At 38.3% G+C, this 12,305-nt stretch carries 12 protein-coding genes and 1 pseudogene; 9 read left to right on the top strand and 4 right to left on the bottom strand.

The window, feature by feature from the left end; translation table 11 throughout:
- Window positions 1–49: 49 nt before the first annotated feature.
- The 4 genes from VB691_RS06900 (at window position 50) to VB691_RS06885 (ending at window position 3,688) form a co-directional block, all read left to right on the top strand.
- Window positions 50–673: a class I SAM-dependent methyltransferase gene (locus tag VB691_RS06900; RefSeq protein WP_323290738.1), complete on the top strand. Its 624-nt coding sequence runs from the start codon at window positions 50–52 to the stop codon at window positions 671–673.
- A gap of 36 nt (window positions 674–709) precedes the next feature.
- Window positions 710–1,273, top strand: a complete 564-nt coding sequence (locus VB691_RS06895; protein ID WP_323290737.1) for a YqeG family HAD IIIA-type phosphatase — start codon at window positions 710–712, stop codon at window positions 1,271–1,273.
- 136 nt (window positions 1,274–1,409) lie between these two features.
- The gene (locus VB691_RS06890) at window positions 1,410–3,056 is read left to right on the top strand and encodes an ABC transporter ATP-binding protein (protein ID WP_323291017.1); all 1,647 of its coding nucleotides are present in this window, start codon (window positions 1,410–1,412) and stop codon (window positions 3,054–3,056) included.
- A 188-nt stretch (window positions 3,057–3,244) separates the two neighbouring features.
- A complete protein-coding gene (locus tag VB691_RS06885; protein ID WP_323290736.1) occupies window positions 3,245–3,688 on the top strand; it encodes a hypothetical protein in 444 nt (147 codons plus the stop codon).
- A gap of 119 nt (window positions 3,689–3,807) precedes the next feature.
- On the opposite strand, the gene VB691_RS06880 is transcribed toward VB691_RS06885, so the two are convergent.
- The 3 genes from VB691_RS06880 to VB691_RS06870 all read right to left on the bottom strand — a co-directional run bounded on the left by VB691_RS06880 (window position 3,808) and on the right by VB691_RS06870 (window position 6,492).
- Window positions 3,808–3,975, bottom strand: a complete 168-nt coding sequence (locus tag VB691_RS06880; protein WP_323290735.1) for a hypothetical protein — start codon at window positions 3,973–3,975, stop codon at window positions 3,808–3,810.
- 234 nt (window positions 3,976–4,209) lie between these two features.
- Window positions 4,210–5,454 carry a transposase gene (locus VB691_RS06875; RefSeq protein WP_323290734.1) on the bottom strand — a complete coding sequence of 415 codons (1,245 nt, stop codon included), beginning with the start codon at window positions 5,452–5,454 and terminating at the stop codon, window positions 4,210–4,212.
- Window positions 5,455–5,667: 213 nt separating this feature from the next.
- On the bottom strand, window positions 5,668–6,492 hold the full coding sequence (locus tag VB691_RS06870; protein ID WP_323290733.1) for a PD-(D/E)XK nuclease family protein: 825 nt from the start codon (window positions 6,490–6,492) through the stop codon (window positions 5,668–5,670).
- A gap of 133 nt (window positions 6,493–6,625) precedes the next feature.
- Here VB691_RS06870 and VB691_RS06865 point away from each other — a divergent pair.
- Window positions 6,626–6,736, top strand: a pseudogene (locus VB691_RS06865) (flagellar assembly protein H); the annotation flags it as partial.
- Window positions 6,737–6,785: 49 nt separating this feature from the next.
- Window positions 6,786–8,156, top strand: a complete 1,371-nt coding sequence (locus VB691_RS06860; RefSeq protein ID WP_323291016.1) for an AAA-like domain-containing protein — start codon at window positions 6,786–6,788, stop codon at window positions 8,154–8,156.
- A 40-nt stretch (window positions 8,157–8,196) separates the two neighbouring features.
- On the opposite strand, the gene VB691_RS06855 is transcribed toward VB691_RS06860, so the two are convergent.
- The gene (locus VB691_RS06855) at window positions 8,197–9,591 is read right to left on the bottom strand and encodes a DUF2079 domain-containing protein (RefSeq protein ID WP_323290732.1); all 1,395 of its coding nucleotides are present in this window, start codon (window positions 9,589–9,591) and stop codon (window positions 8,197–8,199) included.
- A 277-nt stretch (window positions 9,592–9,868) separates the two neighbouring features.
- Between VB691_RS06855 and VB691_RS06850 the strand changes: the two genes are divergently transcribed.
- The 3 genes from VB691_RS06850 (at window position 9,869) to VB691_RS06840 (ending at window position 12,202) form a co-directional block, all read left to right on the top strand.
- A complete protein-coding gene (locus VB691_RS06850; RefSeq protein ID WP_323290731.1) occupies window positions 9,869–11,563 on the top strand; it encodes an alkaline phosphatase PhoX in 1,695 nt (564 codons plus the stop codon).
- A gap of 178 nt (window positions 11,564–11,741) precedes the next feature.
- The gene (locus tag VB691_RS06845; protein WP_323290730.1) at window positions 11,742–12,002 is read left to right on the top strand and encodes a DUF1902 domain-containing protein; all 261 of its coding nucleotides are present in this window, start codon (window positions 11,742–11,744) and stop codon (window positions 12,000–12,002) included.
- Window positions 12,003–12,004: 2 nt separating this feature from the next.
- Window positions 12,005–12,202, top strand: coding sequence for a type II toxin-antitoxin system HicA family toxin (locus VB691_RS06840; protein WP_323290729.1), 198 nt, complete (start codon window positions 12,005–12,007; stop codon window positions 12,200–12,202).
- Window positions 12,203–12,305 lie beyond the last annotated feature (103 nt).

Genomic DNA, 12,305 nt, shown 5'->3' with positions numbered 1-12,305 from the left:
AGTAAAAGTCCTCATAATAAAAAAACAGACCACCACAAGGCAATCAAAAATGGCCACAATTTTAAGACCGTTGAGTTATCGATATCCTTGGTTATACAACACTGTTTCTCGTCTCAGTGCCCTCCCAGTGGGAGGAGAAGAAAAATTCCGTCATTTAGCCCTAGAAGGACTCACCATCACCCCAGATACCAAAATCTTAGATCTCTGCTGTGGTGGGGGGCTAACCACCCGTTTTCTCGTCGAAAAATCCAACGATGTCACGGGACTTGATGCCTCAGCAACCGCTATTAGTCGCGCTAAAAAAAACGTTCCCCAAGCTGACTATGTGGAAGCGTTAGCAGAAAAAATGCCCTTTGCTGATCAACAGTTTGATCTTGTTCATACCAGTGTAGCCCTTCATGAAATGGAACCGCAACAGTTAACCCAAATTCTTAAAGAAGTCTATCGTGTCTTGAAACAAGGGGGAATACTTGCTTTAATTGATTTACATCAACCGACTAATTATCTATTTTGGCCGCCTGTAGCAGTTTTTATCTGGTTATTTGAAACAGAAACCGCTTGGCAACTCTTAAACACTGATTTAGTTGCCCAACTAAAGTCAATAGGGTGGGCTGAATGTCAACAACGTCTTTATGCGGGAGGAAGTTTGCAAGTAATTCAGGCCAGGAAATAAGATTAATAGTTAGCCCCTCATTATTTAACCAAGTCTATGTCTAAGGCCAAACTCTTACAGCCCGATCTCATTTTAGGTGATACTATCCTCGGTTTAACCCCAAATATCCTGGAATATTATCACATTCAAGGATTAGTCTTAGATGTGGACGAAACCTTAGTTCCCCTCAAAAAAGCCCATATCTCTGAGGAATTAAGGCTTTGGGTTGACAGTATTCGCCCAAATACCCCGATTTGGTTAGTGAGTAATAATTTGAGTGAAAATCGGATCGGCAGAATTGCTAAGTCTTTAGATTTACCTTACCTATTAGGGGCAGTCAAACCCTCTCGACGTAAGCTTCGTCAGGCAATTCAGGCGATGGAATTACCTAATGCTCGCGTCGCTATGGTGGGCGATCGCTTGTTTACCGATGTTTTGGCCGGCAACCGTTTAGGAATGTTTACTATCCTAGTTCAACCCATGGTAGATCCGGCGATCGCCACTCGTTCCTATCCTATCCATAATTTTGAAGTCTGGTTATCCCAAAAGTTAGGGGTGTCCCTGATGTCTCCGAAACATAAGTTCACGAAACATGACAAACGGAAAAGAAATGAAACCTAAAATCTATTTTAAGTAAAAGGGAATAGGCAAGGGGTTAGATAGGGTTGTTAACCGACTCATTAACTGCAAAATGGGGCTTTGCTTGTGGAGAGTTGTAAGATATTATCAACTATCAATGATAAATTTAGCTGAAGCAATGAACGGCGAACCCTTATTTTGTGTTGACAACTTACGCATTCAGTATCCTAATAGTAAACATTGGGCAGTAGACGGGGTATCTTTTACCCTGCAACCAGGAGAAAAACTAGGATTAGTGGGAGAGTCAGGCTGTGGCAAATCCACCTTGGGCCGAGCCGCCATGAAACTCCTGCCCAACCTAACACAAATTGAAGGAAAAATCCAGTTTGAAGGGCAATCTATTGTTGACTTAAACCCAGAAGCATTAAGACAGTTTCGGGGGGAAGTAGTGGGGTTAGTATTTCAAGATCCCATGACTCGTCTTGATCCTTTAATGACTATTGGTGATCATTGTATTGAAACCTTGCAAGCTCATCAACCCCAATTATCTCGAAAAGAAGCGGTAAATTTAGCAATTAAGACCTTAGATAAAGTCAAAATTCCCCCTAACCGTTGGGCCCAATATCCCCATGAATTTAGTGGAGGAATGCGTCAACGGGTGGCTATGGCCTTGGCTTTATTGTTGAACCCCAAAATGATTATTGCTGATGAACCAACTACCGCTTTAGATGTTACTGTAGCTGCCGAAATTTTGCAAGAATTAACCCGTTTATGTGCGGAAGAAAGTATGGGGTTATTATTAATTTCCCATGACTTAGCTATGGTAGGAGAATATTGCGATCGCCTGGCGGTTATGAATGAGGGAAAAATTGTGGAAATGGGTAAAATGCAAGACATTTTACATCATCCGCAACACCATTATACTAAGTCTTTATTAAAAGCAGCTTTGCACGTTCAAATAGACGAAGAAGAAGAATTAACTATACAGCAACTGCGGAAACCTGATACAATTCCGACAACACCTTTATTAAAAATAACAAATTTACAACAATATTTTACCTTAGAAGGTAATTTTTTGCAAGAATTTTTCTCAAAAGAAACAGAAGTTATCAAAGCGGTTGATCAGGTAAGTTTTGAATTATATCCTGGAGAAATTTTAGGCTTAGTGGGAGAGTCTGGTTGTGGCAAAAGTACCCTATCCCGAACTATTTTGCAACTGATAAAAGCCACTGGGGGAAGTATTGAGTTTTTAGGAGAAGAATTAACCAAACTTTCGGACAAAGAAATGCGTCTGAAACGGCGACAAATTCAGATGATTTTCCAAGATCCTCATGCTTGTTTAAATCCTTTAATGACTGTTGGACAAAGCATTGCTGATCCTTTATTTATTCATAAATTAGCAACGCAAGAAGAAGCAAAAAATCAGGTATGTCAAATGTTAGAAAGGGTCAAATTAACCCCGGTAGAAGACTATTATGATCGCTATCCTAAACAATTATCAGGGGGACAACAACAGCGAGTTGCTATTGCGCGGGCCTTAATTACTAAACCAAATTTAGTGATTTGTGATGAACCTGTAAGTATGTTAGATGCCAGTGTACAGGCACAAGTTTTAGAATTAATGTCTGAGTTAAAAGATGATTTTCAATTAACCTATTTATTTATTACCCATGATCTTTGGGTAGCCCGTTTTTTCTGTCACCGAATTGCGGTGATGAATCAAGGTAAAATTGTAGAAATTGGAGACACTGAAAGCATTTTTAAACAACCCCAACATCCTTATACTCAAAAATTATTGAATGCGGCCCCTTTATTAGCGATCTAAGTAGTCACCACCGTGAAGCGGCATAGTTGTCTAATCATGACATAGCAACCCCCAAATCAAAGAACGGGGTTAAAATTGATTAAATCTATCTTGATGGAGTCGGATCAAGCATAATCCCTAGTTTGAGGGGTGAATAAGGCTTTAGTATCTGTTATTCCATCTAAAAAGTTATCATGAGGAGACTAAACATGAACGCATCGGAAAAAGCCCAAGGCGTAGAATTGGCGACCAAAATTGCCGTGATCGTCCATTTATTTAAGTCCCATTTTCCTGATGCGAAAGCCGATCTCAAGCCTTGGCGCAATGATCCTGATACCTTAAAGTTAGTTGATCCCCACTCCATCGATATTGGATTTCATTTACCTGGGTGGAGTCCCCGTTTTCAAAGTCGCAGTATGTTAGTACAAATTCACTTTCATCAAGATTTCCTAGATCAATCTCAACGATTTATCGGGGTAGAAGCCACAGGCTTTAATCATCAGGGACAAGCCTGGCGATTGTCAACCGTAGACAATTGGCAATTAGAAGGTAATTATCAACCTGCTGCTGATATCGGGGAAAAGCTAAAATGCTTCTGTCGTCAAGTATTTGATGTTTTTAGTTCCCGAAACAATAATCAATTTTCGGCGTAATTCGATTCTTATCGCAATTTTTACCTTGAGTTGCTAAACTTCAGAAAAAGCCAGGAAGGTTCCCAGCTTTCTCCAACTCTAGGTGTATTGTGGTCGGAGTTTAATCGTTATCGTAAAGGTTAGCAATCATCTTTATCATCCCCTCGACAATCTTTCTGTTGAGTGATAACAGTGCCAGAGATTAAGTTAGGAGAGGCGACTGCCATTGTTTCCACACCGAAAACAAAGAGAAGCGCGATCGCCATTCCTACTGCTAATTTACGTTTCATGGTTAGTTTACAATTCATGGTTAGTTTGTCTCCTTTACTCACACCAAAATGAGAAATTTATCAGTTCCACCATGATTTGAAATGGTGGAGGTAGATCATCCTCTACTTTTAGGATAGGGCCCATTTCATCGGATGTCAGTCCCATTCCAGGGAATTTTTCGGGGTTGTCAGGGGGAGGCAACATCGAAAAAAGTAGAAAATAGTAGAATAGAAATAGAGATGATTCTTGTTTATAGGTTGACACTCCACTGCCTAAAGGCGAGTGGATTCTTGGTTCACCGAGATGTCTTGCCCCAAAAGAATCACTTCTTCTAAAGTAGAGGACACTTCTTCCCAAGCTTGAAATCCGGTATGCCCTACCGTATTTAATCCTTCTTGATTCAGTTGCTCTCGACGGGAACCGCCAAGACCGCACTGAATCGCTTTTTTAAGAATATTGATTGCCGCGTTTTCGTCTCTATCTAAAACACATCCACACTTACACTGATGGGTTCTAGTTGATAGAGATTTCTTCACAGTTTCACCGCATTGAGAACAGTTTTGAGACGTATAATGAGGAGCGACAGCAATAGTTATTTTGCCCATCTTTTGCCCAAAATACTCTAACCATTCTCGAAACTGATACCATGCCACGTCATTAATACTCTTGGCTAAACAATGATTTTTAACTAAGTTCTTAACTCTTAAATCTTCATAGGCAATCACATCGTTAGAGTGAACTACGCACCTTGCTAACTTTACAGCAAAGTCTTTACGCTGCCTACTTACTTTAAGATGAACTTTAGCTAATTTAATCCTTGCTTTTTGACGGTTAGATGAACCCTTTTTCTTTTTAGATAATCGTCTTTGAAATCGTTTCAATCGCTTCTCAGACTTTCTCAGAAACTTAGGGTTATCAATTTTATTGCCTTCATGATCGGTGTAGAAAGAACTTAAGCCAACATCTAAACCAATACATTTACCCGATGGTTTAACATCTTCTTTAACTTCACAGGAAAGAACAAATTGACAATAATATCCATCAGCACGTCTAACAAGTCTAACCCGCTTAATATCAGACTCGTTAAAATATCCTAAATCCCAAGTCCCTACTAATTTAAGAACACCTATGTTTTTTTTGTCAGTGAACTTGATAGTTTTAAGATTCAGAAGTTTCCATCCTGATTGCTTGTATTCAACAGAGCGACTAAACTTCTTAAATTGAGGATAACCCTTTTTTCCTGATACCTTACGCTTACATTTATCGTAGAAACGGCTAATGGAACTCCAAGCTTTTTCAGCACTTGCTTGTCTAGCTGTTGAATTAAGTTCGTTGGCAAAGTTAAAGTCATGAGCTAATTTTTTAGAGTATTTGTATAGATCGTTTTTCCCCGTACCTTTTGTGTCTATCCATAACCTTACGCATTTGTTACGGATAAATTGAGAGGTACGGATAGCGTCATCTATCGCTTTATACTGTTGAGTTTTAGCTTTAACTTTGAACTCTAGAACGAACATTTACGCACTGTGTACTTAGATAAAATCAGAATAACACACTCAAGCCTAAATTGGCAACTCCATAAAAAGCGATGCACTCCGGTCTTGGCGGCTTCCGTCGAGGAGGAAGTGCATCAAGAAGCCGCCCTAAAACGGCGGGGCTTTAAACCCAGAATTTTTGGTAAAAATAAAAACGGATAGTATTTTTTATCGTTTATCATAGCCTTTTTTCAATTAAACAGATACATCATCAGCATAACTATAAACTTCAATCCCTAAACTTTCGGCAACGGGTAAAGCAGTGGGATCAATCATCGGTGAAATCACAATTTTACGGTTCACACTGCGCTGATATTTTTGCTGATAAAATTCTACTTTACGGCTAAATGTATAAATATCTGATTTACTCATGGAAGATTTAATTTCACAAACAATCACTAACCCATTTTTAATAATGACATCAATTTCCACTTGATCAGGTCGTCCAAAAACTATCCCATCAGGGTCATAATCATTAATATTAACAACTTCTACCCCGAAAGAGTCTTCTAAAATACCTGCTAACGCATTGCGAAAACTCGCTTCAGAAAAGAGTCCCCAACGAGACCCCAAAGCTCCGATGGTGCTATCATATTTACGATTCATCTGTTTAATTTCTGCTAAGGTTTCTTGATTTTGTTGATATTGTTGATCCCATTTCTGGTTTTGTTCATGAATAAAATCATCTAAACGACGGTTATTTTCATCCCATTTACGGTTATTATCCTCCCACTTATGGGCTTGTTCTTCCCGATCTCGCTCTAATTTGTCTAAAAGTTGATCCCATTTATGGTTATTTTCATCCCATTTACGGGCTTGTTCTTCCCGATCTCGTTGTAATTCGTCCAAAACCCGATCCACTCGTTCTTTAAATTCCTCGAACTTCTGATCAGTCTCTTGTTTGGGTGAATAATAGTCTGAAACGGTTCGCAAGATAAAATCCCGAATACTCGCATCTTCCGCCAGAATATTCGGTAATTGCTCTCTAATTAGGTCTTTAAGATCAGCAGAATTTGTCATCTTAATTCAACTACAGCCTGTCTAATTCCAATTATAGTCTGCTGCTCTCTATCCTAAAAGCGCACTGGGTTCGGGAACAGAACGCTCATTTTGTCAAGAAATTGCTTATTTTCAAGATGTCCGTGAATAAGCCAAACTTGAGTCTGTTCCTCGTTTATTAGCATTAGGATTAAGTGTAGAACAAATTGCTGAAGCTTTACAGTTAACTGTAGAAAAAGTTCGAGAAGTCCAGAAAACCCATTAATAGAGACGGTGAATTTTTGTTATAATTGATTATTATTAATGCGATCGCTATGAAACCAAAAGACTGGGATAAATTCATCAAAGAAGTTGCCAACGAGCAAAATTTAAAAGGGAGACTCCGAGAGATTTTTTTAGTGCGGTTTGCTTATGAAAATTGGCGGAAACCGGATACGGAAGTTTGGGAACTTGCAGAAGCAGCGAGTCACGAAACCTATAAAAAGCAAATGACAGAACTTTACGGTTGTTTTTCGAGTGAACAACCCAATGGATGTCCCGAATTAGATCCTCGAAGTAAGGGGCCGGGTAAGTTCCAAATCTTACGAGAATGGCTGAAAGATATCAAATATCCTGAGTGGAAACAAGCCTCAACCATGCCAACCTTTGGGATGTTTCCTGTCATTGAAACTCAAACCCAAATTAAGGTTGATTCTCCCATTTATATTCCTCGTCCTCCCATTGAATCAGATTGTTGTCAAGCCATTCTTAAACCTGGGGCCCTAATTCGCATTAAAGCCCCGGAAAAAATGGGTAAAACCTCTCTACTAAATACAATTTTAGCTCATGCAGAAGCCAATGATTGTCGCAAAGTTTACCTAAATCTTCGGGCAGCAGAAGGGGCAATGTTTAGCAGTTTAGATAAGTTTTTGCGCTGGTTTTGTGCCAATATTAGTCGAGAATTAGGGTTAAAACCAGAACTTGATGATTATTGGGATGAGGAATTATTTGGCAGTTTAGTCAGTTGTAAAACCTATTTTCAAAGTTATCTATTAGAAAAGATTGATCGCCCTTTAGCTTTAGGGTTAGATAATTTAGATCGGGTTTTTGAATATGCTGATATTGCCAAAGATTTTTTACCCATGTTACGCTATTGGCATGAAGAAGCTAACAATTTAGAAATTTGGCAAAATCTACGTTTAGTGATTGCTAATTCTACAGAGGTTTATATAAAATTAGATGCGAATCAATCTCCTTTTAATGTGGGACGACAAGTTAAGTTACCTGGGTTTGATTTAGAACAGGTTTTAATTTTAGCTAATTATTATGGGTTTCAATGGTCAGAAGATCAGAAAAAACAACAGTTTGCTAAAGATTTAATTGAGATGGTAGGGGGACATCCTTATTTAGTTCGTTTAGCTTTAGATGCCTTAGCTTATCAGAATGTTTCCCAAGAAAAATTGTTAGAAGAAGCCCCAACTCAAGGGGGAATTTATGGCAGTCATTTACGTCGTCATTGGAACAATTTACAATCTTCTCCTGAGTTAGCAGAAGGCATGAAACAAGTTGTAAAAACTGAAACCGGAGTACAATTAGAACCGTCTATTGCTTATAAATTAGAGAGTATGGGATTAATTAATTTATTGGGAGATGAAGCACATCCTAATTGTGAATTGTATCATCGTTATTTTCAAGATAATCTTTAAATAGTAGGGGCAATTCATGAATTGCCCCTACAGGTATTGTCTATTTTTTAAACAAATAAACTTTATCTTTTTGATAGGTTAACTTAAATGCGGGTATTTGCCCAATTTTTTGTTTAATGCTTTCAATTAATTCTGGGGAACTTGCCCTCCCTGGATGAAGTTGATTTAATAAGATATAATCAAATTGGTTTAAATCAAATCCATCTGCTCCATCTTCTGCTAACTTAATCAGAGGACGTTGACTAAGATGAGGCGCGATATAAGTTGAGGTTAAAACACTACCTTTCGTTGAAATTTGACTGATAGCTGTTTGAGTTGCTTTCCAGGTATCAAGAGACTCTAAATATCGAGAGGTAAAATAGCCAAATTTTGCTAGGGCTAAAAATCCAATGAGTGACCAAATAATTATATATTTTTCTTGTCTAAACCAGGCTTTTTCTGTTGCTAAGGTTGTGATGACTGTAACCATTAAAAAAGGAATAATGGGTAAAGAATATTGATGTAATAAATCTTTTTGTAAGACATCTTGGGATAATAAATTCATGGCTAAAACAGGAATAGCACCCACTAAAGGGGAAAGATGCCTAAAAGATAGACCCCAAATTAAAGGAATTAACAATAAAAGTAAATATTCTAAATTGGCTAAATTAAATAATCCTTGTAATAATAACCAAGGTTTAAAGATAAAGTTTTGAACAATTTCTGTAAAAGAATTTCCTAAATAACTAAATCGAGAAATATGTCGCCCAATATTGGCACTATTATCACTAAATAAGGGAATAATTACCTGGGTACTAATAATAAACCAAGCAAGGCCTAAACCTAAAGCAATAGAACCATATAACCGTTTTTTTTCAAACAATAATAACCAAATTCCCATAAAAATAACTGTTAAAGATAAGACACCTTTACAACTTAAAATAATTATAATTGCTAAAATAAATACTCCTAATTTATTGGTAAAAGCCGCTAAAATCCCCCACAGAATAGCAGGAATAGCAATTATATCAGGGTGAAAATCAAATAAATTAATATTAAAAATCAAAGGATAAAGTAAATAAACCAAACTAAGAGTTAAGGATTGAGAATTTTTTAAACCTTGATATTTAGCTAAATACCAGATCGGTAATGCTCCTAAACTTAAAGAAAATGCTTGAATAAATAATAACCAATAAACGGACGGATAAAGCTTATAAAATAAGGACAGAGGATAGAAAATCAAAGCAGCATGATCCCCTAAAATATGAATATTCAGAAAAGAAGAAATAGGCGGTTGATTCTGACTAATTAAGTAAATAGCTTGATCAAAAATAGCTAAATCCCAAGCAGTTGACTGAAATAAAATATGTTTTAAAACACTGCAAATAAACAGAATTAATGTATTAATAATAATGAGAAAACTGAGTGGATTAAAGTTGAGTTGGGAAAATTTCATTGAAAAAATCAAGATAAAACCGTCATTTTAACCTTTTTAAGTACCAATGTTCAATTGAGGCACTATCTCTGATTATGGCGATCGCTTACTCGGTTTGTATCAATCAATAATCCTTAAATAAACCTTAAGAAGTCTATTTTTTACCAAAACTTAACAATAGCAAAATCTGTTCTTATCTTAAAGCAAAGATACTAAGCACTGGTGAGGAGATCTTAACAATTGTCGTCAAGATAAAAAAAAATCCTCATCTGCACACACTGTCCCTAACGAGGAGAAAATGGAAAACTTATTAAAAATTGCTGTTGGCCTAACAACAACAGCTAGTGTGGTTGCTCTGGGGGCAAATGCTGCTCAAGCTCAGTTTACAACCCAATATCCGACTGCTCAAATGCAGGGGTTAAACGGTTGGAATACCAAAGCCATCTTTACCGTAGGCGAAACCATTAACGGTTACACCCCAACCGGGATTTTAGACGGAATTGGAGCCTTTAAAATCAATAATGATACCGTTCGGGTTCTGGTTAATAGTGAAATTAACTCTACTCAGGGATACGCTTACAATCTCAATACTAAAGATGGAGATATAGGTAATGATGTCTCCACCACTGGAGCAAGAATCCACTACTTCGATATTGATGCCAACACCCGTACCGTTAAAGATGCAGGATTAGCCTTTGATCAGATTTTTGATCGGGCAGGGGCTCTGATTACCGATGTTAGTCAATTTCCCACTGGTGCGGGTCTTAACCGCTTCTGTTCTGGTCAACATATTAATGCCGGAACCTATGGTTTTGTGGATAATATCTACCTTACTGGGGAGGAAACCAATGGGGGAACTATGTTCGCTCTAGATGTTGATTCTATTAGCGATAGTCCCTTGGGTGGCGCACTTTATGCGGCTTCAGCTTTAGGCCGCGGTGGTTGGGAAAACGTCACTGCCATTGATTCTGGAAATGATGATCAGGTTGCCCTTATCCTAGGGGATGACAGAGAAGCCGCCCCTCTTTATATGTATCTTGGGGACAAAGGTGCTGTGGGTGACGGTAGTTTCTTGGATCGTAACGGTTTGGCCCAAGGAACCCTCTATGTTTGGAAAGCAGACGATGGTAGTACCACTCCGGCTGATTTTAATGGGACTGGGGCTTCTCGTTCTGGGACTTGGGTAGAAGTTACTAATTTTGACGCTGGACAAGCTGCACAACCTGGGTTTGATGGGGTTGGATATGCTACTCAAGATGGTTTAGATACTCAAAGTGGACGGGCTGCTTTCTTAGGAAATACGGTGGTTCCTGGGTTAACCGATGTAGGAGCTTTTCTCTTCTCTCGTCCTGAAGATGTTGCGACGAACCCCAATAATCCTAATCAGGTAGTGATGGCTTCTACAGGGCGTGAAGATGTATTTCCTGAAGATAGCTGGGGAACGACCTATACCATTGATATTGACGCAACGGGTCTAACGGCTAACGTCAACATTCTTTATGATGGGGATGATGCAGATAAGCAAGATTTTGGCCTACGCAGTCCTGATAACTTAGATTGGGCTGATGATGGTGATATCATCATCCAAGAAGACCGTTCTGTGAATGCTTTTTGTACTGTTAGTGGAGAAGAAGCTTCTATTTGGAAGCTTAATGCTACTACTGGAGCAGCAACACGAATTGCTCAAATGGATCGCAGTGTAGTTGCTCCTGCTGGGGTTACTGATCCTGTGCCTAATGATTGTGGTAACTGGGAAAGTTCCGGTATCTTGGATGTTACTAGCCTCTTTAAGACCAGAAACGGCGAAAAACTCTTTATCTTAGACACTCAAGCCCACAGTCTCCGCGATGGTATTATTGGGTCTGCAAATCTTGTTCAAGGTGGTCAATTGATTTTAGCTTCTCAACAAGTTCCTGAACCCTCTGTAACCCTTGGCCTCTTAGCCTTTGGTACTGCTTTGGGTGTTGGTGCTTCTCGTCGCAAACGTAAATAATTGACTGATTACATCAATCTTTTTTAATTGATGATTGTAGGGACGTTGTATACAACGTCCCTACATTTTTATGAGATTCTATGGGTAGGGGTAATTCATGAATTACCCCTAGAAAAAAGAGAATTAGGCACTGCTATTAAAATTGTATAATAGAAAAAATTCACTTTAATACATAATCATGACAACAACGACGACAGAACTTAAAAGCTATAAAATTAACGCATTTTGGGATGCAGAGTCTGGGGTTTGGGTGGCAACTAGCGAAGATGTACCAGGTTTAGCAACTGAAGCAGAAACTCTCGATTTTCTTGATTCTAAGTTAAAACAAATGATCCCAGAATTACTGATTCTTAATGGTCTAATTTCAGCAAACTACACAGGTTCTATTACCATTGAGTTAAGCACTCATCGTCAAGAAATTATTAAAGTAGTATCTTAACAATGCCTTCTTCTTTTACCTCTCAATTAAAAAAACTGCTTGTAGATGCAGGATGCTATTTTGAACGTCAAGGAAAAGGAGACAACGAAATTTGGTACAGTCCTCTGACACAGCGACGTTTTGTGGTAGATAATACGATTAAATCCCGTCATACAGCTAATGCTGTTTTAAAACAAGCAGGACTTTCAAAAGCTTTTTAGTCCGTATTTCACCAGATTCTTCTGATTGCTTAGGTGCGTTGATGATTCTCATCGGGGCAAGATCATGTTCTATTGTTAAGCTTTTTATCAGAATCTTTGCTTG

The sequence above is a fragment of the Crocosphaera sp. XPORK-15E genome (assembly GCF_034931425.1).
Lineage (GTDB): Bacteria > Cyanobacteriota > Cyanobacteriia > Cyanobacteriales > Microcystaceae > UHCC-0190.
The sequence above is the reverse complement of the archived record's forward strand: the minus strand, read 5'-3'. Positions and strand labels throughout refer to the sequence as shown.

What these genes read in the sequence shown, in the direction of transcription:
- VB691_RS06860 (WP_323291016.1), top strand. Translation starts at nt 6,786, where the DNA reads ATGAAACCAAAAGACTGGGATAAATTCATCAAAGAAGTTGCCAACGAG.
- VB691_RS06840 (WP_323290729.1), top strand. Translation starts at nt 12,005, where the DNA reads ATGCCTTCTTCTTTTACCTCTCAATTAAAAAAACTGCTTGTAGATGCA.
- VB691_RS06855 (WP_323290732.1), bottom strand. Translation starts at nt 9,591, where the DNA reads ATGAAATTTTCCCAACTCAACTTTAATCCACTCAGTTTTCTCATTATT.
- VB691_RS06880 (WP_323290735.1), bottom strand. Translation starts at nt 3,975, where the DNA reads ATGAATTGTAAACTAACCATGAAACGTAAATTAGCAGTAGGAATGGCG.
- VB691_RS06890 (WP_323291017.1), top strand. Translation starts at nt 1,410, where the DNA reads ATGAACGGCGAACCCTTATTTTGTGTTGACAACTTACGCATTCAGTAT.
- VB691_RS06845 (WP_323290730.1), top strand. Translation starts at nt 11,742, where the DNA reads ATGACAACAACGACGACAGAACTTAAAAGCTATAAAATTAACGCATTT.
- VB691_RS06850 (WP_323290731.1), top strand. Translation starts at nt 9,869, where the DNA reads ATGGAAAACTTATTAAAAATTGCTGTTGGCCTAACAACAACAGCTAGT.
- VB691_RS06885 (WP_323290736.1), top strand. Translation starts at nt 3,245, where the DNA reads ATGAACGCATCGGAAAAAGCCCAAGGCGTAGAATTGGCGACCAAAATT.
- VB691_RS06875 (WP_323290734.1), bottom strand. Translation starts at nt 5,454, where the DNA reads ATGTTCGTTCTAGAGTTCAAAGTTAAAGCTAAAACTCAACAGTATAAA.
- VB691_RS06900 (WP_323290738.1), top strand. Translation starts at nt 50, where the DNA reads ATGGCCACAATTTTAAGACCGTTGAGTTATCGATATCCTTGGTTATAC.
- VB691_RS06895 (WP_323290737.1), top strand. Translation starts at nt 710, where the DNA reads ATGTCTAAGGCCAAACTCTTACAGCCCGATCTCATTTTAGGTGATACT.
- VB691_RS06870 (WP_323290733.1), bottom strand. Translation starts at nt 6,492, where the DNA reads ATGACAAATTCTGCTGATCTTAAAGACCTAATTAGAGAGCAATTACCG.